This is a genomic window from Microscilla marina ATCC 23134 (assembly GCF_000169175.1).
Classification (GTDB): Bacteria; Bacteroidota; Bacteroidia; order Cytophagales; family Microscillaceae; genus Microscilla; species Microscilla marina.
Map to the genome: position 1 here is coordinate 18,879 of NZ_AAWS01000057.1, position 25,005 is coordinate 43,883.

The following is a 25,005-nucleotide window of genomic DNA, read 5'->3' on the forward strand; positions in this document are numbered from 1 at the left end:
AATAAAACTTAAATGAATAAGAGTTTATTGATTATTTGTTGTTTGGGAGTTTGTCTGACATTACAGGCGCAAAATGCTAAAATCGACAGTTTGAGAAGTTTGTTGGCTGCCAGCAAACCCGATACCCAGCGGGTAAACCTGTTGATTGCTTTAGGGAAAGCGCATATTCGAATATCGTCTGATACCCTAAAGAATCTCGGAGAAGCTGCCCGTCAACTGGCGCAAAAAATAAATTTTAAGCGAGGCATTGGAGAAGCAACCAACAACATTGGCATTTCTTACTACTTCAAAGGCAATTACCCTAAAGCAATTGAGCATTACCAAAAAGCCTTGAAAATATTTCAATCTGTCCAGAGCCTGCGAGGTATTTCTTCTATTTACAACAACCTGGGTATAATACAGCGACGACAAGGTAACAACATCAAAGCCCTGGAGTATTACCAAAAAGCTTTGTCTATTCAAGAAAAGCTCAAAGACACCCGTTTGATGTCTTTTTCTTACAATAACATAGGCACCATAGCTCTTCACCAGAAAGAATACGACAAAGCCCTTGAAAACTACCAAAAGTCATTAGAGCTTAAGAAGGTATTAGGTAGTGCCAAAGGTGTTGCTACAGCCTATAATAATATGGGGCGGGTATATGAGCTAAAAAAAGAATACGAACTAGCCCTAAGCTATTACAAAAAAGCACTACACCTTTACAATACCTCCAACTTACGTATTGCCCCTTATTACAGCAATGTAGGCAATGCACTGATGCACTTGAACCGATTAGACTCAGCGTTGATATACCATCAAAGAGGATTAGACAAGGCCATCGAGGCAAAGGCTACCCGTTATCAAACAATGGCATTGATTGGTCTGGCAAATGTATATTACCGAAAAGGGGAGTACAACCAAGCAATAGAAGCAGGGAAAAAAGCGGTAGGTATAGCCAAAAAGATGAAGGTAACGGACTTTGTCCGAGACGCCAACCAGGTATTGTATCAAAGTCATGAAAAACTTAAAAACTATGAACGGGCTTTTAAATACCACCGAGAGTATGTAATGGCAAAAGATACGCTATTTAACGAGTCGCGGACTAAAGATATCACCCGTTTGGAGTTGAACTATACCTTTGACAAAAAACAAGCCTTGATTAAAGCAAAGCAGAAAGCTAAAGAAGAACGGTTAAAAATAGAAAATGAAAAAAGGCTGGCGCAACAAAGGTTATATTTGTTTAGTGTTTTAGGCATTTTGTTTACAGTGGTATTGTTCAGTTTCTTTGTGTTTCGGAGTCGTCAGGTACAAAAAAAGCTCAATAGCCAACTCACCATCCAAAAAAATGACTTGCAACAAAAGAGAAACGAGCTGGTAACGCTGAATGAAGAACTGCATCAAAGTCGTGATGAAATTATAGCACAACGCGACTATATAGAAACCCAACATAAAGACCTTACTATGAATAAAGAACGGATAGATAGCAGCATACGGGCTGCGCAAACTATTCAACAAGCGGTGTTGCCTTTTGCCAAAGAGTTACAAGAGTTGTTTACCGATTACTTTGTGCTTTATCGGCCTAAAGATGTGGTAAGTGGTGACTTTTACTGGGTAAAACAATTGTCAGAGCAAACTATAGTAGTAGTGGCAGACTGCACCGGACACGGAGTACCAGGGGCTTTTATGAGCTTGATTGGGGTCAATTTGCTAGATAAAATCATATTTCAGGAAAACATTAGCCAGCCAGCCAAAATATTAGACCGTCTCCACTTTTTGATGAACGTAGCCTTACGTCAACAAGACTCAGAAAGGCGTCAAGGAGGGATGGATGCGGTAATTTTTAGCCTTGCTCCACAAACCGATCATCATACCAAAGTAATATTTTCGGGGGCGAGAAATCCACTTTATTATAAAGTAGCCTACCAACCTGGTGTTCAGTTGCTCAAGGGTGACCGAAAGTCTATAGGAGGCATGCGCAACGACGCTGAGCAGTTTACGGCACAAGAGCTGACTTTGCCCCAAGGCAGTGTATTGTATGCGGGCTCAGACGGTTTGCAAGACCAGAACAATGTTGTGCGTAAAAAATTTGGTAGTAAACGTTTACTTAAGTTACTCAATATAATAGTAACCAAGCCAATGAACGAGCAAAGAGAACTACTGGAGAGTGAACTACAAGACCATATGCAAGGGACAGTACAACGCGATGATATTTTGTGGGTGGGGGTAAAAGTGTAATAAATGCTATAAAATAGCTTTCAAATAAATATGTATAAACGCTGTGTTACATTTTTTTTAATCCTTATTACTTGCCAGGCAGTGTATGCGCAAAACGCAAAAATAGATAGCCTCAAGAAGTTGTTGCAACAAGCCAAAAGCGATACCCAACGAATACAGGTTTTAAATGAACTTTGTCGGTCTTTTTGGCGAATAGCACCTGATACTGCCCAAAAATTAGGGTATCAGGCGCTCAGGATTGCCACCAAAATAGGGTTGAAAAGTGGCATAGCAAACGCTGAAAACAGGGTAGGGACGGCCTATCATTTTGGAGGAAACCATAAACACGCTATTTTACACTACCAGAAAGCACTGGCTATATTTCGGGCAATGAACGATAGCCTGGGTATGTCGAAAATTTATAATAACCTGGGGATAATCAATAAGGTAAGGGGAGACTTTCTAGCGGCGTTAGGGTATCACCAAAAAAGTATGGTGATACAAGAGAAGATGGGCAATCGCAAGTTGGTATCTTCATCTAGTAACAATATGGGTAACATTTATCTGGAGCTTAAGAACTATCCCAAGGCGCTTGAGTACCTGAAAAAATCGGCAGAAATAAAAAGAAGCATAAAAAATTATGCGGGGTTAGTTAGTACTTATACCAATATGGGTAAGGCGTACACCCGCCTCAAAGACTACAAACAGGCGATGGTTTATTATAGAAAAGCGTTGGTGATAGGCAAAGAGCACCAGCACTATCAACTCATTGCTCTTACTTACCATCACATGGGCGATTTGATGTATATGCGACATAAAGTAGATTCTGCCATTTATTACCAAAAACGAGCGTTAGAGTTGAGTACGCAAGCGAAGTATCAGTATGCCCAAAATATGGTACTCAATAGTTTGGCTTTGGCATACTACACCAAAAAAAACTACTTGACTGCTATTCAGGTAGGCAAGGAAGCTTTTGTTGCCGGGCGCCAAAGCAAGGAGTTGATTGTGGTAAAAGATGCTAGTGAAACTTTGTATAAGAGCTATAGTGCACTACAGCAATATAAAGAAGCTTTTCATTATCAAAACATTTTTGTAAGGGTCAGCGATTCTTTGTTTAATGAGTCGCGTACTAAAGAAGTAACCCGGCTGGAAATGAATTATGATTTTCAGAAAAAACAGGAGTTGATTCAGGTAAAACAGCAAGCCAAAGATGCGCGCCTTAAGGTAGAAAATGAGAGAAGGCTGGCACAACAAAGGTTGTATTTATTCAGTGTTTTGGGGGTTTTGTTTACGGTATTAGTGGTGAGTGTCTTTATATTTCGAAGCCGTCAGGTACAAAAAAAGCTCAACAGCCAACTCACCACCCAAAAAAATGACTTGCAGCAAAAGAAAAACGAATTGGTGATGTTGAATGAAGAACTGCACCAAAGCCGCGACGAAATTATTGCGCAACGCGACTACATAGAAACCCAACACAAAGACCTGAGACAAAACAAAGAACGTATAGACAGCAGTATACGAGCTGCCCAAACTATTCAACACGCTGTATTACCCGTTGCCAGAGAGTTGCGACAGATTTTTGCAGATTACTTTGTGATTGATCGCCCCAAAGACGTGGTGTCAGGTGACTTTTACTGGGTAAAACAATTGTCAGGACAAACTATAGTGGTAGTGGCAGACTGTACCGGACACGGAGTGCCTGGGGCTTTTATGAGTTTGATTGGTGTTAACTTACTAGACAAAATTATATTTCAGGAAAACATTATCCAGCCTGCCGAAATATTAAACCAACTCCATTTTTTGATGAATATAGCCCTACGCCAACAAGGAGCAGAACAGCGCAGTGGTGGAATGGATGCCGTGGTTTTTAGCCTTACACCTCAGACAAATCATCATACTAAAGTAATGTTTTCGGGGGCGAGAAATCCACTTTATTACAAAGATGCCAACCAACCTGATATCCAACTGTTGAAGGGTAACCGTAAGTCTGTAGGAGGCATACGAAACGACATAGAGCAGTTTATCTTACAAGAGGTAGTTTTGCCTCGTGGCAGTGTGTTGTATGCAGGCTCTGACGGTTTGCAAGACCAAAACGATGCCGCCCGAAAAAAGTTTGGTAGTCGCCGCCTGCACGATTTGCTACAGGCCATTGTAAGCCAACCTTTGGCTACCCAAAAACAACGCATAGAAACCACGCTTGATCTCCATATGCAATATACTGTCCAGCGCGATGATATTTTGTGGGTGGGGGTAAAAGTGTAATAAATGCTATAAAATAGCTTTCAAATAAATATGTATAAACGCTGTGTTACATTTTTTTTAATCCTTATTACTTGCCAGGCAGTGTATGCGCAAAACGCAAAAATAGATAGCCTCAAGAAGTTGTTGCAACAAGCCAAAAGCGATACCCAACGAATACAGGTTTTAAATGAACTTTGTCGGTCTTTTTGGCGAATAGCACCTGATACTGCCCAAGAATTAGGGCACCAAGCCCTCAGAATTGCTATCAAACTAGGGTTGAAAAGTGACATAGCAAACGCTGAAAATAGGGTAGGAGCTGCTTATCATTTTGGAGGAGATCATAAGAAGGCTACCTTACATTATCATAAGGCGCTGGCTATGTTTCGGGCAATGGGCGATAGTTTGGGTATGTCGAAAATTTATAACAACCTGGGGGTAATCAATAAGGTAAGGGGAGACTTTTTGGTGGCATTGGAATACTACCAAAAAAGTATGGCCATACAAGATAAGGTAGGTAATAGTAAGCTGGTATCTTCGTCTAGTAATAACATGGGTAACATTTATCTGGAGCTTAAAAACTATCCCAAGGCGCTTGAATACCTCAAAAAATCGGCGAAAATAAAAAAAAGAATGAAAGACCATGGGGCTTTGGTTAGTACTTACACCAACATGGGCAAGGTGTACACCCACCTCAAAGACTATAAGCAGGCGATGGCTTATTACAGAAAAGCGTTGGCAATGGGCAAAGAATATCAATTCTACCAACTCATCGCCCTCACTTACCATCATGTGGGCAACTTGATGTATACACGAAATAAAGTAGATTCTGCCATTTATTACCAAAAACAAGCATCAGGGTTGAGCAAACAAATGAAGCATCGGCATACCCAAAATATGGCGCTCAATAGTTTGGCTTTGGCATACTACACCAAAAAAAACTACCTAGCTGCTGTCCAGATAGGCAAGGAAGTTTTTGTTGCCGGGCGCCAAAGTAAGGAGTTGATTGTGGTAAAAGATGCCAGTGAAACTCTGTATAAGAGCTATAGTGCACTACAGCAATATAAAGAGGCTTTTCATTATCAAAGTATTTACTTAAGGGTCAGCGATTCTTTGTTTAACGAGTCGCGTACTAAAGAAGTAACCCGACTGGAAATGAATTATGACTTTCAGAAAAAACAGGAATTGATTCAGGTAAAACAGCAAGCCAAAGATGCGCGCCTTAAGATAGAAAATGAAAGAAGGCTGGCACACCAAAGGCTGTATTTGTTCAGTGTTTTGGGGGTTTTGTTTACGGTATTAGTGGTGAGTGTCTTTATATTTCGTAGTCGTCAGGTACAAAAAAAGCTCAACAGCCAACTCACTACCCAAAAAAATGACTTGCAGCAAAAGAAAAATGAGTTGGTGATGCTGAATGAAGAACTGCACCAAAGCCGCGACGAAATTATTGCGCAACGCGACTACATAGAAACCCAGCACAAAGACCTGAGACAAAACAAAGAACGTATAGACAACAGTATACGAGCTGCCCAAACTATTCAACACGCTGTATTGCCCGTTGCCAGAGAGTTGCGACAGATTTTTTCAGATTACTTTGTGATTTATCGCCCCAAAGATGTAGTATCGGGTGACTTTTACTGGGTAAAACAATTGCCAGGACAAACTATAGTGGTAGTGGCAGACTGTACCGGACACGGAGTGCCAGGGGCTTTTATGAGTCTGATTGGTGTTAACTTACTAGACAAAATTATATTTCAGGAAAACATTACCCAGCCCGCCGAAATATTAAACCAACTCCATTTTTTGATGAATATAGCCCTACGCCAACAAGGAGCAGAACAGCGCAGTGGTGGAATGGATGCCGTGGTTTTTAGCCTTACACCTCAGACAAATCATCATACTAAAGTAATGTTTTCGGGGGCGAGAAATCCACTTTATTACAAAGATGCCAACCAACCTGGTATCCAACTGTTGAAGGGTAACCGTAAGTCTGTGGGAGGCATACGAAACGACATAGAGCAGTTTACCTTGCAAGAGGTGGTTTTGCCCAGTGGCAGTGTGTTGTATGCAGGCTCTGACGGTTTGCAAGATCAAAACGATGCTGCCCGAAAAAAGTTTGGTAGTCGCCGCCTGCACGATTTGCTACATGCCATTGTAAGCCAACCTTTGGCTACCCAAAAACAACGCATAGAAACCACGCTCGATCTCCATATGCAGTATACTGTCCAACGCGACGATATTTTATGGGTAGGCATCAGGCTGTAGGTGGTCATATTTCTAATCTATTACCTGGAGTTTATTTGCCCTTCTCCTTCAGAAACGCTTGGGTGAAGTGTTCGCGGTGTTTGGGTTTCGCAAACTTTTCTTGATTATACACTTGAGATTTACCCTTGGCAATAGACAAACTTTGCCACTGCTTGCCTTTGAGCAATTTGCCTAAAAATACAAGCTGCCCTATGTGGTAAGCATAGTGTGCCATTTGGCGATTGACAGCCTCAGTAATGGTATGCCCCATATTGCGGATATATACTGTAGTGTCAAAGTTATCGACAGTAATGCTGGCAAGTGCCTCAAAAACCGTTTGCCAACCTTCTTCCCATTTTTGCATCAATTCTTCTCGGTTTTTAATATCAGCCTCAAACTCCGCATCTCGGTTACGCCACTCTTTTTCTCCATCCGATGTCAGAAAATCAGACCAGCGAGAACGCATATTGCCCCACAAATGTTTTCCAATGATTGCCACCGAATTGCTTGACTCGTTGGCTTGCCAAAATAGCTCCTCGTCAGAAAGTTGTGCCATTGTTTTTTCACCCAATAACTTGTAGTATTCAAACTGTTTTTGGGCACTTTCCAGGTAATTAATGATTTGTTCAGTGTTCATAATTTTTAAGTATTGTTGTTTGGTTTACTGATAAAAATATTTTCAGTGAATAAGCTATGAGTTCCGAAGACTACTTATTTACCGCTGATAATACATTACCAAAGATGCCTTTTGTAATAAATTGGCATTGAGATAATACCCTACCATAGCGGGGCTGGCGTGTTTATCAAGCCCTAATTTTTTGGTCTTAAGTGCATATACTGTAATTATATATTGGTGTACCCCATGACCCTTAGGAGGACAAGGGCCGCCATACCCCGTTTTACCAAAATCAGTAATGCTTTGTACAGATTCGGCAGGAGCAAGTTTTAGGGCAAGGTTTCCTGCGTTGGCAGGCAGAGTGTGGGTGTTGGCAGGTAAGTCAAATATGACCCAATGCCACCAACCGCTGCCTGTAGGGGCATCAGGGTCGTACATAGTAATGGCAAAACTTTGAGTACCTGTTGGAGCGTTTGTCCAATTTAATTGAGGCGATTCGTTTTTACCCTTGCAACCAAAGCCGTCAAATACATGGGTGTTGGTGGCTTGTCCGCCTGTGTTGGTACTTTGCAAAGTGAAAGTACCTTGAGCATGAGCCAAATGACCAATGAGTAAAAGTGCAATACAAGTAAACACCAGGTGCTTTTTCATAAATATAAATATTATTGTGTGTAGAAAAATATATTGTATTGCAAAGGTCAATAATATAAACCAAGGAGAGTATGCTCAAAAGTTCAAAGAATATCAAATTTAGCTCAATGTTGGCTTGTCCCCCTAAAATCGCCTGGGGTAGCCCCAAAAGCTGTTTTGAAGACTTGAATAAAGTGCGAAATGTTTTCGAACCCTACCTCATATCCTACCTCAGTAATGTTTTTTTGAGTACTGGTCAACAAGAAACGAGCCTCTTGCAAACGTCGGCTTTGTATCCAACGCGAAGGCGACTGTTGAAATACTTCCTTGAATTTGCGTTTGAAAGTAGACAAACTATACCCACCCAAAAACGCCAATTGTTCCAGCGGCATAGGTTCGCGGTAGTGTTGCTCCATCAACTGAGTAAGCGATATAGCCTGATCGTTTTGCAGGCTTTTCAAGAAAGCTTTAAAGGAGCTTCCTTTCGCTCCCTGGCTCAATATCCAAAACAACTCCTGTAGCTTAATTTTAAGCATATCGTCAAAGTTGGGGGGTAAGTCAGCCCCAAAATAGTTGGTAAGCGAGTGGCTAAACACTTGGGTGTGATCTGAAGTGGCCAACTTAAACAGCGAAAGAGAAGCCGAAGCAGTAGGGGAGGAGTGACCCAGTAAAGGAGCAGATAACTGTTGGGCAATGTCATCGTTAAAAAACACCATCAGACTAGAGTAATACTGAGCCGTTTGGGCAAACTTCTCAGACATAAGGTATTGTCCCTTGCGAATAAAGAAACCTTCACCAGCCTTTAACTGTATTTTTTGCTGGGGTGCATACACTTCTTTATGTCCCTGTAGTAGCAATACCAACAAGTTGCTGTTGAGCTGAACATTGGCTTTGTCTGCTTCTTGTGGGCTTTTATACAAAATCAGGTGTATGCCTATTTGTGAGTATATTTTTTGATCGTATTTCTCGAAAATATGAGGTAAGTTCCAGATTTGCATGACAATCTAAAGTTTGGTTTTACTTAAAAAAGGCTAAAAACGATTAGAACATTAAGAATCATTCACAAAATATGGTAGCTGATCGCTCATTACACTGATATATACCAGTACTCCCAGCCTGCCGTTACTTATTGCTCCAAACTTTTGTTTTTTCAGGTTTTTCTCCTAGCTTCATTCCTGTATTGATAAGCTTCCCCCTTATTTGACTATCCAGGTCAAATCCAGGGGGTATTTTTTTAATATACCAACAAATTTTAGCGTATAGCAGTACGCCGCAAAAATACAAAAGTTCAACAAAACACATGAAACATTTCATTACCTCTGCTGACACAGACAGTGTCCCTCAATTGGTGCAAAAAGCCTTGGATGTAAAACGAAATCCACGCCGCTACGATCAATTGGGGCGTTATAAAACTTTAGGTTTGTTATTTTTCAACCCAAGCCTACGCACTCGCTTAAGTACCCAAAAAGCTGCCCAAAACTTAGGAATGTCGGTAATGGTGATGAATTTTGATAAAGATGGCTGGCAGCTTGAAACCGAAGAAGGAATAGTAATGAACGGTGGTAACGCTGAGCACGTAAAAGAGGCTGCCGCTGTGATAGGACAGTATTGCGACATTGTGGGGTTGCGTACTTTTGCCCGTTTGCAAGATGCTCAAGCCGATTACGAAGAAAAAGTTATTCATCAGTTCAGGCAGTATGCGGGCGTTCCAGTAGTGAGCCTGGAGTCTGAAATAAGGCACCCCCTGCAGTCATTGACCGACTTGTTGACTATAGAGTACCACCGGGCAAAAGCCAAGCTTAGTGGAAGACCCAAAGTAGTATTAAGCTGGGCGCCCCACATCAAGGCATTGCCTCAGGCTGTAGCCAACTCGTTTTTAGAGTGGACGGCACTAATGGACTATGAGGTAATGCTGACCCACCCCACAGGAGCTGAGCTTTCGCCTGAGTTTACCCAAGGTGTAACCATAGAGTACGACCAGAAAAAAGCATTGAAAGGGGCAGATTTTGTGTACATAAAAAATTGGTCGTCTTTTAGTAACTATGGACAAGTAATACAAGCGCCCGACTGGAAAATAACTCAAGAAAAGATGGCTTTGACCAACCGTGCCAAATTGATGCATTGTTTGCCAGTACGTCGCAACCTGGTCATAGATGATGCGGTGCTGGACAGTGCCCAATCAATTGTGATAGAGCAAGCAGGCAACCGCGAAACTGCTGCGCAAACTGTATTGATAGAGTTGCTCAAATACTTGCAAACCCAAGACGAACCCAGCGACCTTGCCCAATCATTGATTTTGTAAATAGACTCATGGAAAAACTCACTATAGTAAAAGTAGGTGGAGGTATATTAGATGAGCCTACTCAACTTGATGCCTTAATTCTTCATTTTGCCCAAATAAACGGCCATAAAATATTGGTGCATGGCGGGGGCAAAGTAGCTACTCAAACTGCCAAAAGGCTAGGCGTAGAAACTCAAATGGTAGATGGCAGACGGCTGACCTCTACCGAAATGCTAGAGGTAGTGGTGATGGTATACGGTGGTTTGGTAAACAAAAGGGTGGTAGCTAAACTTCAGGCTAAACAATGCAATGCTGCGGGGTTTACGGGTGCCGATGCTAACATCATTCTTGCCGAAAAACGCCCCATCAAAACCATTGATTATGGTTGGGTGGGGGATGTAAAAGAAGTAAATACCGAAGTGCTCAAAGGTTTGTTGTCCCAAGGCATTGTTCCGGTAATAGCCCCATTGACCCACGACAAGCAAGGAAATTTGTATAATACCAACGCCGACACGATGGCCTCAGTATTGGCAACAGCACTGAGCAGTTTGTATCAAGTACGTTTGTGGTATTGTTTCGAAAAGCCTGGGGTGCTTGCCAATGCGCAGGATGACAATTCAGTGATTGAGCACCTCTCGACGCAGCTTTACCAAACCTATCAACAGTCAGGGGTGATTACCGATGGCATGCTCCCTAAATTAGACAATGGCTTTGCAGCCTTGCGTCAGGGAGCACAAGAAGTAATTATTGGTACTACTACCGCGCTAGGGGCAGATGCTTTTGCGGGTACCAGGTTAGTATTGTAATGGCTTTTTTATTCGTAATTAGGACTGTACGAAGCCTTGTAAACTTCTGACTATCAGCTATACGTAAGATTTTGTACACTCGTAATTAGCTTACGCAGAGCTCCCTCTGGTCAGCTCAATCATTCGTAATTCGTAATTCTCAAATTCGTAATTAAACCATTCATAATTGACTCACTACAAACAATGTTCAACAAAGAACCCTACATCAACTTATTAAAAGCGCTCATTGCCACCCCTTCGTTTAGTCGTGAAGAAGACAAAACCGCGACTGTCATAGAGCACTTTATCCGGCAACGGGGATTGCCACCCCAGCGGGCAGGCAACAATGTATGGGTAAAGTCGAGCCAGTTTGAGGCAGGCAAGCCTGTAGTATTGCTCAATTCGCATCACGATACGGTAAAACCCGTGCAAGGCTGGCAACGCAATCCGCACGAACCCAATGAGGAAAACGGAACTATTTTTGGCTTGGGCAGCAACGATGCCGGGGCTTCGTTGGTGTCATTGTTGGCAACATTTGTATACCTCAATGCCTTGCCTCATCGAAGCTATAATTTGATTTATGCGGCTACTGCCGAAGAAGAAATTTCGGGTAAAAATGGCATTGCCAGCATTTTGGAGCAATTGGGTACTATAAACCTAGGCGTGGTGGGCGAACCTACCCAAATGCAAATGGCTATAGCCGAAAAAGGTTTGGTAGTGATAGACGGCGAAGCCAAAGGCAAAGCCGGACACGCCGCCAGAAACGAGGGCGAAAATGCCATCTATAAAGCCTTGCAAGACATTCAATGGATACAAAACTATGCCTTCCCTAAAAAATCGGAGTGGTTGGGGGCAGTAAAAGCGACTGTTACCCAAATAGAAGCGGGTTATCAGCACAATGTAGTGCCTGATAGCTGCAAGTTTGTAATTGATGTACGTACTCAGGAATGCTACAGTAACCAAGAGGTAGTAGATGTATTGCAACAACATACCCAAAGCACCCTCACCCCACGTTCGTTGCGGCTCAATTCGTCAGGTATTTCGGTAGACCATCCTATTGTGCAAAAAGGCAAAGCCCTGGGGTTGTCTTGTTATGGTTCGCCTACCTTGTCCGATCAGGCATTGTTGCCTTTTACTACCATCAAAATAGGGGTAGGCGATTCGGCTCGCTCGCATACTGCCAACGAATACATTTTACGCAAAGAAATAGAACAAGGCATTGACACGTATTGCCAGTTGTTGGAAGGGCTGGAAATTTTTAATTAATTACGAGTTGAACAATTACGAATGGATCAATTACGAATTACGAATGGACGCAAAGCTTTTTAATTACGAATTACGAATGCTTCAATTACGAATGGACGCTAAAAACTAGTGTCTACTGACTCCGGACTAAATTATGAGTGGCTTCGCCCAATTCGTAATTCGTAATTCGTAATTCTCAAATTCGTAATTATTAAACTGACTCCGGACTAAATTATGAGTGGCTTCGCCCAATTCGTAATTCGTAATTCGTAATTCTCAAATTCGTAATTCTTAAACTGACTCCGGACTAAATTATGAGTGGCTTCGCCCAATTCGTAATTCGTAATTCTTAAACTGACTCCGGACTAAATTATGAGTGGCTTCGCCCAATTCGTAATTAGCTTACGCAGAGCTCCCTACGGTCGGTTCGTAATTCGTAATTCTCAAATTGACTCTGGGCTAAATTACGAATGGCTTCGCCCAATTCGTAATTCGTAATTCTCAAATTCGTAATTCTCAAACAGATGCAAAGCGCAGCTAAAAACTATTAACTAAAATAAAACTATGGCAAAACTCTGGGATAAAGGTACCAATAGCCACACTGAGGCAACCCAATTGATAGAAAACTTTACGGTAGGCAAAGACCGTGAACTGGATGTGTGGCTGGCACCTTTTGATGTGCTGGGCTCAGTGGCACACATTCGAATGCTCGAAAGCATAGGTTTGCTCGATACAACAGAGCTTACCCAACTTGTGGTGGCTTTGGCAGATATTTATCAGGCAGCACAATCGGGTAACTTTATTATTGAGGCAGGCATTGAAGATGTACACTCACAGGTAGAGATGATGCTTACCCAAAAACTGGGCGATGTAGGTAAGAAAATTCACAGTGGACGCTCACGCAACGACCAGGTATTGCTTGACCTGAAGCTGTATATGCGGCACGAGATCAAAGAAGTTGTGCAACTTACTACTGCTTTGTTTGAACAATTGATGCAGCTAAGCGACCAACATAAAAATACCTTGTTGCCTGGCTACACCCACTTGCAAGTAGCCATGCCCTCATCGTTTGGGTTGTGGTTTGGGGCTTACGCCGAAAGCCTGACCGACGACTTGTTGTTGCTACAGGCAGTTTACCGCATTGCCAACCAAAACCCTTTGGGCTCGGCGGCGGGTTATGGTTCTTCGTTTCCGCTTGACCGCCAAATGACGACTGACTTGTTGGGTTTTGAGCGGCTCAACTACAACGTGGTATATGCGCAAATGGGCAGGGGCAAGGTAGAAAAAAATGTGGCGTTTGCTTTGGGAGCCATTGGGGGTTCGTTGGCAAAAATGGCAATGGATGTATGCCTATACATGAACCAAAATTTTGGTTTTATTACTTTTCCCGATCACCTCACCACCGGGTCGAGCATTATGCCTCACAAAAAAAACCCAGACGTGTTTGAACTCATTCGTGCCAAAGGCAATAAGCTACAGGCACTCTCCAATGAGATATTGATGATTACCGCCAACTTGCCTTCAGGCTATCACCGCGACTTGCAGTTGATCAAAGAAAACTTCTTGCCTGCTTTTGCTGACCTTAAGGCTTGTTTGCAAATCGCTACCTATATGTTTCAACATATTCAAATCAAAGAGGATATTCTCAAAAGTGAAAAGTACAAGTATTTGTTCAGCGTAGAAGAAGTAAACAAACAAGTGTTAGCAGGTACCCCTTTTCGTGAGGCCTATAAAAACGTAGGGTTGGCAATAGACGCAGGTAACTTTGACCCTGACCAAAGCATTGCCCATACCCATATAGGCAGCATTGGCAACCCTGGCAACCAACAGGTACAGCAAAAAATGCAGCATATCGTTCAAAGCTTTGATTTTGCCAGCGTTACTCAGGCTTTAGACAGGCTTTGGGAGCTGTAGTGGGCAAGAACGTAAGTGATCTGAGGTAGGGTAAGGGCATACCTGTCTGGTTTTAAAATACTGGCAGGTATAAATTTTCTCAAAGTTCGGCAATGTTTGAATTGTGAGACAGCCTTAGGAATGGTGTAAAAATAAAGTTCTATAGTAACGCCAAAATATTTTGTTGGCAGGAGAGGCAGGGCAATATCCAGTGGATGTTGAGCCAGCCCTGCGGGACGGCGTCATAGCAGCGCTACGGCAAGTTTTTTTAACGAATTCTGTCAGCGAAAGATGACGTTAAAAATGTAAATTTATTTTGGTACTATTCCTTAGAAAAATAATGATGCATAGGGAGGAAAGATCATCTGTAAACTACTTACAGCTCTGACTTATCAGGGAAAAATAATTTTTGTCCATTCCTCCACTACAGTTTTTGTTAAATTTCATCAAGCTCATGTTGCTTTTATCCATTTCTGCTATTAACTTATAGAGGTGAAAGTTTTATTTTTCAATCACACGTTTGACAAAACAAACTACACCCCTGCCAATGTGTACTTGCTAAAAGCTTATCAGGCGACAACATCATTTACCAACCAGTGCTTTATATTATTTAAGTTATATAGCAAACACTTAATATGATAACTCATGTCTACTGTTCAACTATCGGATGAAAGCAATAAGTATTTTTCTTCGTTTTATGACGAAGAACTGAAGTTGTATGAACTTGTTTGGCACAAAGCAAGCGAATATATGGAAGAGCACGAGTACAAAGCGCTCATGCAGGCAGATCGTGATAAGGTGTTGAAAAACTATGAGCAGTTAAACTTTATTTTGATCAATCTTACCGAAAGGTTAGACACCATGTCGCCCGAATTGCAGGAGTGGTCAAGTAAAAATGTATCAGTATATATTTTTGAAAAATACAATATACTCAAAGTTGCCGTTGTAAATAGTCGGGATTTTTCTACTCAGTTTTCGCTTGAGCAGGCATTAGAGGAAGACAAGGAAAGCGAAAATATTACCAAGTATTTTGACAAAGCAGAAGATGCAAAAGCTTGGTTATTCAATGTTGACAAATAAAATCGTGTTCGTTGGTTTATTCCTGAAAAAGTAACTTATTTGTGTGGTCACAAACCAAGGAATACCTTCATAACCTAATTAGTATGCATTATGGCTGACTGGAAAAAAGCTCTACAGGTAATGGCAGATAAAAAAAGACCCAAAGAAGACTTTCCTTTGATGGGGTATGAGGTGTACACCCCCTCTACTAACCCCTCTTTTCCTGCTGAACTGCCCCATTCTGATGATATTATTACCTTTTACGAGTTGTGTGATGGAGGTATGCTGGGCGATCTTATCTGGTTTCAATTGTATGAACTTCCTCAAAAAAACTCTTTTTGGCAAATGTCACTCAAAGACATTTACCCCAACAACCTCCCTCCAATTTTTGCTGAAATACACTTGGTAGTGGCTGAAAACACCCAAGAGTTCCCCCTGATTTGGGACAAAAGCACCAATCAGCTAGACTTGTTTGATATGAACAAGCTGGAGTGGGTACGTACCCGCAAGCATTTTGACGAATTTATGTGCGAACTGTTTGATGCTGAAGTTCAATCAGTGTTGGACGACTCGTGGGGTACTGCGCTTATTCAACTTGAGCGCATGCTATAATGGGGCAAAAACGCTTGATAATCCACACTTCTTTTAAAAAAATGTTCTTGGCTGTAATGTATGGAGGTTTGATTCGTCTCTCTTTATACAATCATTGATTTATCAAAACCATATACACCCATGTATAAAGTAAAAACAGTTATTATTTTAGGAATTTTAGCCTTGGTGTGTCAGGCACAAGCACAAGAAGTAAAAGAAAAAAAGATGGCCTTTGATGGCGCCCGCTCGGTATATCTTCACTTATCGCTGGGCAACAGCATTACGGTAAAAGGGTGGAACAAAAACGAGGTATATGTAAAAACTTCGGTAGAGATCAACGGAGGCAAACTCAATAAAGCCTTAAGTATGTCTTATGAGAAACTAGGAGATGAAATTGTTATAAAGTCGAAGTTAGATTACGACCTTTTGAAAAAAGGTAAAAAAGAAGACTGCAGCGACAACTACCACAACTATAGCTCAAGTGTAAACGGGGAACGTTTTTATACTTGCTACAAAATCACCCATGAGATAATGATGCCCCGAAATGCCGCGTTGAGGGTCAAAACTATTAATAATAAAATAAATCTTGAAAGTTTGACGGGCAATCTTAAAATAAATACTGTAAATGGCAGTATCAATATGACAGCGCAAAGCATACAACCTAGCCAAGCGCTGAAGTTTAACACCGTAAACGGGAAAATTGATTTAACAGTACCTGCCAGTGCCAACACACAAGTGAAAATGTCTACAGTCAACGGACGAATTTATAGCCATTTTGAGGTGCCTCAAAAAACTAAAAATGGCATGCGTAGAATAGGAGGAAATAGGTATAACCAACGTGTAAAACTTACATTAGGCGACGGTGCTGCGTCTACCGTGCTCTCTACAGTCAATGGTCGTATTTATTTGCGTAAAGGTAAATAAAAGTGCCAGTAAGACTAAGAAAGAGGACTTCCTTATAAAGCCCAAGCATTTAAAAAGGAGGGTACTTTGAAAGTTTAGGTTTACCTAATTACTTAGCAAAAAAAACGGGACTAATCAATGATTAGTCCCGTTGTTGTCTAAAACATAAAACAAATAAAACGTAGATCAAGCCTATTACAAGCAATTTTTATTATGCTGATTATTTGTCCTCTGAACTACAAAAAACCAGATAGGTTGTGTTAAAAAAAAGTTGAAAAACTTGAGCAATCTTACTTATCAAACGCTGTTTATGCGTTGGTTATTATTATTTATTAAAGGCATGTGTTAGCTAATGTACTTTAACTTCCCCCATACTTAAGTCAAAAATAAGGAAAACAACTAATAATTAGGCGAGATACCAGATAATAATATAAACTATAGTTCAAACAGCGGGCTAAGTAGTGTTGAAACAAACTTTCCAAACACTCCCCAAACACTCCCCTTCTCAGGTAAAAACCCACCCTTCAGCGAGTAAATCCAAACTACCACCGTTTTTATGAGTATATTGATTGACTGAAGCACCCTTTGATTAATACTTGATTATCTTTAATCACTGTATTTTACTACCAATGATTGAAGTATATTTGTAACTATTTATATGAATAAACCCTTGTCTTTTGTCCTCAATGTAAACAACCGTTTGTATACCCACCTTTTGTTTTGGCTGGTATATTATATATACAGGGTAGGTTTATACATTGATGTGTATGATTATACGCATTTTGTGCAGTTTTTTGAGTTATTCGCCAAAGCCTTTGCCGTATACCTGAACCTATATGTGTGGATGCCCTACTTGCTCAAAAAAAAACGTAACTTTGCTTATGGGGTAAGCTTGCTGGGTACTTTGTTGGTGGCAGGGGTGATACAAACCGAAGTAGTAAGACAAATGATGCGGGCTGGTATTTATACAAAGTTTGAGTTATCGTTATATTCTGTACATAAAATTTTTAGCATGGTCACCAACATAGCAGTAGTAGTAGGGTACACCAGTTTAATTAAAATCTTGAAAAGTAGCTATCAGAATCAACAAATCAACCAACAACTCAAGCAAGAACGCCTCGAAAACGAGCTTAAGTTTTTGAAAAGCCAAATCAACCCTCATTTTCTGTTCAATTCGCTCAACAACCTATACTCCCTTATTTTGTGGCAGTCAGACAAAGCCAAAGATGTGGTGCTTAAAATCTCCGATTTACTCAGTTATATGCTGTATGAAACCAACCAGGAAATGGTGCCTTTAGAAAAAGATATCAAATACCTGAAGGGATTTATCGAGCTTGAAAAACTGCGTTTTGGTGATGAACTCACGGCTGTTTTTACTACTCATGGTACATTTGATGAAGTGCATATTCCGCCAATGTTGCTTCTTCCACTGGTAGAAAACGCCTTTAAACATAGTGTAGGCAATGGCGACGACCCAGTAAACATTAGTATGCAGTTGAGGTATGCAAATACTCAGCTTATTTTTGAAGTAGAAAACAGTATTGTCGCTCCTCCAAGCGAAGCCACTCATACCGAAACAGTCCATAACTCAGGTATAGGCTTGCACAATGTACGGCGTCGTCTGGAACTATTATACCCAAACCGGCATACATTGACAACCAAGCCTTCGCCCACCAGCTATTGGGTACGTATGGAAATAGATTTGAGTCATAAAACTAATGCCTGATATGAAAACAAAATGCCTGATTGTAGACGATGAACCACTGGCTATCAGAGTATTAGAGAAATATATCCAAGACATAGACTCGCTGGAGCTGGTAGCGTCTTGTCGTTCGGCTACCAAAGCCCTTACCTATGTAGCTACTCAGCCTATAGAGGTGATATTTTTAGACATACAAATGCCTCGTCTTACGGGAATGGCTTTTGCCAAAAGTTTGCAACGCCCCCCAAAAATTATTTTTACCACTGCTTACCGCGATTTTGCCGTAGAGAGCTATGAGGTAAACGCAGTAGATTATTTGGTGAAGCCCATTTCGTTTGAGCGTTTTTTTTTGGCAATTCAAAAACTCAACCTTGCCTTAAGTGACTCCCCCGGAGTAGCAGTAACCTCTCCTAATGTTACTGATGACACTTTGTTGATTAAGTCAGACAAAAAACAGCACGTAGTCAGGTTGGAAGATATCCATTATATCGAAAGCGTGAAAGATTATGTAATTGTACATACCCCTGGACAAAACCTGGTATCTTACCAAAGCCTTACTCAGGTAGAAGCTGCTTTGCCGCCAACTTATTTTCTACGGGTACATCGTTCATTTATTGTTAACCTGCACCACATCAAGGCGTTTAACACCACTAGTATAGTGTTGGCAAACACCGAAATGCATATTGGACGCACCTACAAAGAAGAGGTGTTTCAAAAACTGAATGACTTTTTTTCGTGAAATCTATAAGTAACAAACAACGGCTAAAAACTACCCAACAGCTGCCGTTACTCTCCCTTTGTCCTCTCTTTGAAAATCACTGGTTTTATATGCGTGTACCCTAACATATACCTTATGAAACCATATAACCATGATTATTTTAAAAATTATTGGCTTGCTCGGAGGGCTTGCCTGGGGGCAAATACCATTTACCACTTCTACTACTCATCACACCAACCAAGTAACCATCAGAGGAACCAGCCAGCCCCAGAAAATAAAGGCGATGGTAGACTATTATTTAGACTATTGGCAGTTAGACAGTTTACACTTGTTGGTAGAGTACTCTAACAGCTTGCCCCGACCGCTCAAGGGGTATACTCAATATGTTGAACATAAAAAATGGGGGGTAAAACAAGCTATTATCAGAATTAATGCAAGGCTTTCGCCAAAAGAACAAGGTTTGACCATTGCCCACGAAATGATTCACGTAAAACAGTTTAGGCGTGGTGAATTGCAGTTGGCAGGAAAAACCGGGTATCGATGGAAAAATCACTCGTATCGAGCAATTGCCAAAAAGGCTTACCACACAAGAGCCTGGGAGAAAGAAGCCTTTCGTCTGGAGAAAAAACTCTATTTATTGTATCTGAAAAACCGATAGTTGTTTTACCTGCCCTTGCTTATTTGCTGGAGCATGGGCAGGTTTTTCTTGGTTCAACTATGTGCAAAGGTTTTGACCAACCAGTAAGTCATCTTGACTTCAGGTTCTAAAACCTCGCGCCTACCACGATCGGTTTTTTGTATCGATTTTTCTCTCCATTAAGCGAAAAAGTTTCTATATAAATAATATAATACCCCATGCCCGCCTTTTGCCCGGCATCGTTGGTGCCATCCCAGGTATAAAACCCTTCAGTAGCTGCCAAGTCGTTTTGCGCCAGCGTTTTTATTTTGCGCCCGTACTTGTCAAACACAGTCAAGCTAATTGTAATGCCACTTTGGGCAAACTTATAGTTAATCGTGGTAAAATCGCGGTCACCATCGCCATTGGGGGTAATGGCCGAAAAATCTAACGAAACAGGGTCTCCCACTCCATCTGTACGAGTTTGTGAATTTCGATAGCCAGGCGTAGCAAAACCTTCGCTACTTGCCGCCGAGTGCCAACTATTGGGTGTATTGGTCAAGGCAGTAAAGCGTATTCGTTCGAGCGAAACCCCATTTTTATCGTCTATCAAAGAGAAGTGAAAATCGTCTTTATAATCAAACCGTTGCATGAGTTTATCTTCATTGTTGATCAAAATTACCGAACCCTCATCGTCGTTATAGCCGGGTAGCGTAGGCATCACCAAAAAAGTAGAATCAGGCGCTTTAGGGTAATTGCTCTGAATATTGGCTTTGTCGGTAGTCAATATGCGGTAATGTTGAGGGGGCAATACATTGTTTTCGGTGGTCATTGCCTTTTGGTTGGCAACATTACCATCACTGTCAACATTGGCAAGTTTCCAATCCTTAAGGTTGATAAACTTATCAGAGACATTATAAATCTCCACAAAATCTACTCCTCCGGTTCGTGGGTTAAACAATACCTCATTGAGCACAATGTCGGTCGCATCGCCTTGTTCGGTAACGGCAAAAGTAGTACTGTTTTTACTGGCTATAGTATTGCCACTGCAGTCCAGTGCATTGTTTATTATCAGGGTATACACCGTTTTTAGCTGTAGGTCAGTGGCTACCTTGAGTTTTACTTGTTTAAACTCCGGGCTTATTATTTCTACCCCTGCTACACTTGCCCCATTGTTCAAGGCATAAGTAGCACTGGCAAGGCTCGTGCTGTCCATTTTTTCGTTAAATGTCACCGTGATGGTATCTTTTATAAAAGCCTCTGCCTTCAGTATTTGGGGAGCGTTTTGGTCGGGATTGGCAGCTTTTACCGAGTTAACTTTGCCAGGGGTTCCACCAACAGTTGCTGTGGCAGCCTTCCAGTTGTCGAGCTCACCGCAAGGGTTGCCTGTATCTATCATTTCCAGGGTATAGCCTCCATCTTCTTTCGTGTCGTCCTGGTACCAACTATCCCGGTAATGCACACTGTGTAATAGCTGACCAGCCGCATTGCGCAAAACCAGCAACTCGCCGCTGTTGGCCAGTGAAGGAAAATTGCTGATGCCCAAAACCCTGCCAAAAAAACTCAAATCATCTACCGCCGAACTGGTAGTCAATATCAAATATTCGCCTGGAAATACAGGGGTTTGATTGGCAACAATGGCTGTGTCAGAGCCATCTGTCAATAATACCCCCTTAAGTTCGATTACCTTGCCCGATCGGTTGAGTATTTCAACAAACTCTCTTTCGGGCAAGCCAATGGTAGGAGAGGGGTCAGCCATGAGTTCCGTGATGACAAGCTCGTGGTAAGTAGGCGTTGAACCTTTGCCAAACCTTGCCGTTGTTCCACTCAGGGCATTGCCAATGCAATCGGTCAGGTTGGCAGTAGTAATAGTATAAGCCACCCCTGTTTGCAAGCTTCCGCTAAACTGTACCTCTACTACTGTATAAGCTGGAGCTATTGCTGTTACAGACTTGACCGTTAAGCCATTGTCGAAACTATAGTGAAGCGCAGTTTTTAGTTTTACACTGTCCATAGGCTCGCTAAATTGAATGGCCAGCGTGGAATCATTTTTCAAAGAAGTAAGGTTAATCGTAGGTGCTTTTTGGTCTGGTGTAGTGTCGAAAACTGAGTTTTGCGCCCCTGGAGTACCCCCCGAAGCACTGCTCGAAGCCGTCCAGTTGTTGGTGCCTGTACACCGGGTAGTAGGATTCATTTGTTCCAGGCTATAGCCTCCGTTGCTTTTGTTGTTGTCGTTGTACCACTCATCGCTGTAGTTTACCCGGTCTACCACCTGGTCGCTGGCATTGGTCAACGTAAGCACCTCGCCACCGTTGGTAAGTGTGCCCGACCCTCCCCACGACAATACATTGCCCGAAAACAAACCCTCGTTGCCCGGACTGGTCAAGACTACAAACTCGCCTGACTTAAGTACAAATGTCGGAAAACCACTGGTATTTACCCCGTCCAGTTTCCACCCGCTAATGTCTATAGGCCGATTGGTAGCATTAAACAGTTCTACAAACTCTACCTCTGGCAAGCCTACCTGTGGGCTGGGGTCGGCAAAAATCTCATTGATTACGATGTCTCTCTGGCTGGGGGTATAGGGCGCCAGGTATTGAAAACCCTGACTGGCGCTGGTGATGGCATTGTTTGCCAGGTCTTTTACATTTTCAATAGTGAGGGTATAATTGGTTAAGTCGATCAAAGGGCTGCCCAAAGTGAGGTGTGCCAATGCTTTGTTGGTACCGTCCAGCGTAGCTGTAGCGGGGTTGCCTATGCCATTGTCTATGCTATAGTTGGTCAGGGTTTCGGCGGTAGTTTGGTCTACATTTTCGTTAAAAGTAACCTCTACGGTAGTGGCCGAAAGCACCTGTACACTGGCTATAGTAGGTGGGGCAATGTCTATGGTAAAGTTACTGGTTTGGGCAGTAGTAATGGCATTACCAAAAAGGTCAGCTACATTATTTACTGTCAAGGTATTGCTTGTCGCAAAACTGTTGCTAAAAGTAAGGTGTACCAATGCCTTATTGGTACCATCCAGGATAGCCGTAGTTGCATTGCCTACCCCGTTGTTTACACTATAGTTGCTGGCTGTTTCGGCAGTGGTTTGGTCTACCTCTTCGTTAAAAGTAACGTCTAGCTGGGTAACCGAAGTAGCACTTGTGGTGTTTATTTGGGGTGGTTGCGATACGGCAATATTATCAAAAAATATTTTATCTTTTCGAGTACTGGTATATACACAATATACCCCAAAGTGAGTAGAGGCAGTAAAATCGTTGTCAGTAACAGAACCTATATTGGTTGAAAAGTCGGTGTCTCCTGTTAAGTCAGCCTTCAACGTCCAGTTGCCTGATGCCGATCTGGTAACCCTTACCCCTATATTGTTAGATGAAGCATTCATTACCCCACCCGATCCAGCAATGATTACAGTACGGGTAGCATCGTTTTGTTTCACCAAGTCTATGTCGTCACCACTACGCCCAAATTCTACATAATAGCCCTTAAGTACAGCAGCGCTTAGGTCTGCGTTGTCGCTCATCAAGTATACCCTGCTGTAGTTAGAGCCACTGGGGTTATAGGTCATTCTTACCCGAAAAACCCACTCGTTGGTAGCTGTAGAAGGAGTAGACAAATAACTGGTGCCCGCCCCTGCATCGTTGTTTCTGAGCTCACCACCTACTACAGTAAAAATAGAGGTATTGCCCGACCACACGGGGTCAGCAGTGAAGTTTCCATCTGTAAAATCGTCGGTAAACTGAGCAATGCCCGCCCAGGGAAGCAAAACAAAAAAAAGGAGGGTAAAGAGTTGTTGATGTCTCATGATTTGGGGCAATTTGTAATATACACTAAATACAACTCCCAAAATAGGCGGGATTTTTTTATAACTCAAAACCTCACAGGTTAACATTTGGTGAAAAACAGCGGTAATTGATGTTATAAAATCCTCCTGTTCATTCCTTGATGCGCCTTTGGGCAACAGCCCACGGTTTATAGTTGATAGCTGATTCGAGTAAATGTTCACCTTATTAAATGCTGTAAACCAGTATTTTATATTAAGATTGCGTACTCGCTTTATTTTCAAAAGTGTGTCGGTTTTATGCCTAAACACCCAATTAAATAGTTTTTAAATTCATAAATAACTGATGACCAGCAACCAACTTTGACTAAAATCACTGCAGAGTATTGATATTGTTAGCAAGCATATAAACCAACAAGCCATATTTCTCGATAGAAATATGGCTTGTCAATTCTTCAAATGATTTCGTTTTCAATCATAATATACAATGACATCTTCCTTGCCCTTGCGGGTAAGGTCGGGCACAGTAGGATTGTCTGCTGGGTAGCCCACCGGAATCAACAAAAAAGCACGTTCGTTTGCCGGGCGGTCGAGTAAGTTAGATAAAAAGTTCATCGGACTGGGAGTATGGGTCAAGGCAACCAATCCCGCATGATGAATGGCCGCCAGCAAAAAACCACCCGCCAGGCCTACCGACTCATTTACATAGTAGTTGTTTTTTTTCTTGTGCTCTTCTTCGGTTTCAAACACCCGCTTAAACACTACAATCAGGTAGGGAGCAATTTCTAAAAAAGGTTTGTGCTCGTTGGTAGCAAAAGGCTCCAGGTCTTTGAGCCATTCGTCCGACATACGCCCATTGTAGTTTACCTCTTCCTCTGCTTCGGCGGCTTCCCGTATTTTCTTTTTTACTTCAGGGTTCGACACCACACAAAAAGTCCAGGGTTGTTTGTGGGCACCCGAAGGAGCCGTAGAAGCGGTCATAATAATGTGATCGATTACTTCACGCGGTACAGGCTTGTCTGAAAACTCCCGAACGGTGCGTCGTTTGTCCATAAATTCATAAAACGACTGACTACGTACTTTCATTTCTTCCTCGCTGTAAGTGTCGCGCACATAAGGAATAAAGTTTTCTGTTTGTTCTGACATTGTTAATTTTTTAAGATGATTTTTCACAAAAATAAAAAAGAAAAAGGTTTCTCAATGGGAAAAGCAACGAAATGCCCAACAAACAGCAGAAAAAGAAATCGATATATAAAAGCCATTACACGCTCAACCACTTTGTTTGCCTTGTGTATCTGATAGTAGTTGGGTGGGAAAATCCTTTGTTTGGTGTTAGCAGAAACACAGCCTCACCTCAAGCCAAAACTCCCCAATGAAAGGGAGTTTGCTTTAGTATTTTTTATCTGAAGTCAGCTTACCATGTTCATACAATTTTTGCCGCAATAGCTTGCCCATGTTGTACCAGGTTTATTTTTCTAGGGTGCGGTATGCAGGTCTACAGTTAGGTTCTTTT

18 protein-coding genes are annotated in these 25,005 nt (G+C 41.9%); 13 read left to right on the forward strand and 5 right to left on the reverse strand.

Translation table 11 applies throughout. The annotated features are described in order from the left end of the window. Nucleotides 1-12: 12 nt before the first annotated feature. From M23134_RS31755 to M23134_RS31765, 3 genes are read left to right on the forward strand one after another with little or no spacing between them, the layout of a single operon-like run. Entirely contained in the window at nt 13-2,214 is a 2,202-nt protein-coding gene (locus M23134_RS31755) for a tetratricopeptide repeat protein (protein ID WP_045114750.1), read from the forward strand. 30 nt (nt 2,215-2,244) lie between these two features. After that, nucleotides 2,245-4,455, forward strand: coding sequence for a tetratricopeptide repeat protein (locus M23134_RS31760; protein ID WP_002703728.1), 2,211 nt, complete (start codon nt 2,245-2,247; stop codon nt 4,453-4,455). A gap of 30 nt (nt 4,456-4,485) precedes the next feature. Further along, on the forward strand, nt 4,486-6,696 hold the full coding sequence (locus M23134_RS31765) for a tetratricopeptide repeat protein (protein WP_002703730.1): 2,211 nt from the start codon (nt 4,486-4,488) through the stop codon (nt 6,694-6,696). 31 nt (nt 6,697-6,727) lie between these two features. Here M23134_RS31765 and M23134_RS31770 read toward each other — a convergent pair whose 3' ends face one another. From M23134_RS31770 to M23134_RS39240, 3 genes are all read right to left on the reverse strand, one after another. After that, the gene (locus M23134_RS31770; RefSeq protein WP_002703734.1) at nt 6,728-7,312 is read right to left on the reverse strand and encodes a DUF1572 family protein; all 585 of its coding nucleotides are present in this window, start codon (nt 7,310-7,312) and stop codon (nt 6,728-6,730) included. A 78-nt stretch (nt 7,313-7,390) separates the two neighbouring features. Then, a complete protein-coding gene (locus tag M23134_RS31775) occupies nt 7,391-7,942 on the reverse strand; it encodes a YbhB/YbcL family Raf kinase inhibitor-like protein (protein ID WP_002703736.1) in 552 nt (183 codons plus the stop codon). A 104-nt stretch (nt 7,943-8,046) separates the two neighbouring features. Continuing rightward, the gene (locus M23134_RS39240; RefSeq protein WP_002703737.1) at nt 8,047-8,919 is read right to left on the reverse strand and encodes a helix-turn-helix domain-containing protein; all 873 of its coding nucleotides are present in this window, start codon (nt 8,917-8,919) and stop codon (nt 8,047-8,049) included. A gap of 302 nt (nt 8,920-9,221) precedes the next feature. On the opposite strand from M23134_RS39240, the gene M23134_RS31790 reads away from it, so the two are divergent. From M23134_RS31790 to M23134_RS31835, 10 genes are all read left to right on the forward strand, one after another. Next, on the forward strand, nt 9,222-10,223 hold the full coding sequence (locus M23134_RS31790; protein ID WP_002703738.1) for an N-acetylornithine carbamoyltransferase: 1,002 nt from the start codon (nt 9,222-9,224) through the stop codon (nt 10,221-10,223). Between the two features lie 8 nt (nt 10,224-10,231). Then, the gene (gene argB / locus M23134_RS31795) at nt 10,232-11,008 is read left to right on the forward strand and encodes an acetylglutamate kinase (protein ID WP_002703740.1); all 777 of its coding nucleotides are present in this window, start codon (nt 10,232-10,234) and stop codon (nt 11,006-11,008) included. 183 nt (nt 11,009-11,191) lie between these two features. Beyond that, entirely contained in the window at nt 11,192-12,253 is a 1,062-nt protein-coding gene (locus M23134_RS31800) for a M20 family metallo-hydrolase (RefSeq protein WP_002703741.1), read from the forward strand. 543 nt (nt 12,254-12,796) lie between these two features. Beyond that, the gene (argH, locus tag M23134_RS31805) at nt 12,797-14,146 is read left to right on the forward strand and encodes an argininosuccinate lyase (RefSeq protein WP_002703742.1); all 1,350 of its coding nucleotides are present in this window, start codon (nt 12,797-12,799) and stop codon (nt 14,144-14,146) included. A gap of 624 nt (nt 14,147-14,770) precedes the next feature. Further along, nucleotides 14,771-15,205, forward strand: coding sequence for a hypothetical protein (locus tag M23134_RS31810; RefSeq protein WP_002703744.1), 435 nt, complete (start codon nt 14,771-14,773; stop codon nt 15,203-15,205). A gap of 90 nt (nt 15,206-15,295) precedes the next feature. After that, nucleotides 15,296-15,796 carry a hypothetical protein gene (locus M23134_RS31815; protein ID WP_002703746.1) on the forward strand — a complete coding sequence of 167 codons (501 nt, stop codon included), beginning with the start codon at nt 15,296-15,298 and terminating at the stop codon, nt 15,794-15,796. A 120-nt stretch (nt 15,797-15,916) separates the two neighbouring features. Then, nucleotides 15,917-16,699, forward strand: coding sequence for a DUF4097 family beta strand repeat-containing protein (locus tag M23134_RS31820; protein ID WP_002703748.1), 783 nt, complete (start codon nt 15,917-15,919; stop codon nt 16,697-16,699). Between the two features lie 637 nt (nt 16,700-17,336). Then, nucleotides 17,337-18,404, forward strand: coding sequence for a sensor histidine kinase (locus M23134_RS31825; RefSeq protein WP_002703750.1), 1,068 nt, complete (start codon nt 17,337-17,339; stop codon nt 18,402-18,404). A gap of 1 nt (nt 18,405) precedes the next feature. Further along, nucleotides 18,406-19,119, forward strand: a complete 714-nt coding sequence (locus M23134_RS31830) for a LytR/AlgR family response regulator transcription factor (protein ID WP_045114752.1) — start codon at nt 18,406-18,408, stop codon at nt 19,117-19,119. A 130-nt stretch (nt 19,120-19,249) separates the two neighbouring features. Next, nucleotides 19,250-19,756, forward strand: coding sequence for an ImmA/IrrE family metallo-endopeptidase (locus M23134_RS31835; RefSeq protein WP_002703754.1), 507 nt, complete (start codon nt 19,250-19,252; stop codon nt 19,754-19,756). A gap of 106 nt (nt 19,757-19,862) precedes the next feature. Here M23134_RS31835 and M23134_RS31840 read toward each other — a convergent pair whose 3' ends face one another. Then, nucleotides 19,863-23,516 (reverse strand): lamin tail domain-containing protein, encoded by a 3,654-nt coding sequence (locus M23134_RS31840; RefSeq protein WP_198145123.1) that lies wholly within the window; start codon nt 23,514-23,516, stop codon nt 19,863-19,865. Between the two features lie 447 nt (nt 23,517-23,963). Then, nucleotides 23,964-24,638 (reverse strand): nitroreductase family protein, encoded by a 675-nt coding sequence (locus M23134_RS31845; protein ID WP_002703758.1) that lies wholly within the window; start codon nt 24,636-24,638, stop codon nt 23,964-23,966. Nucleotides 24,639-25,005: the final 367 nt, after the last annotated feature.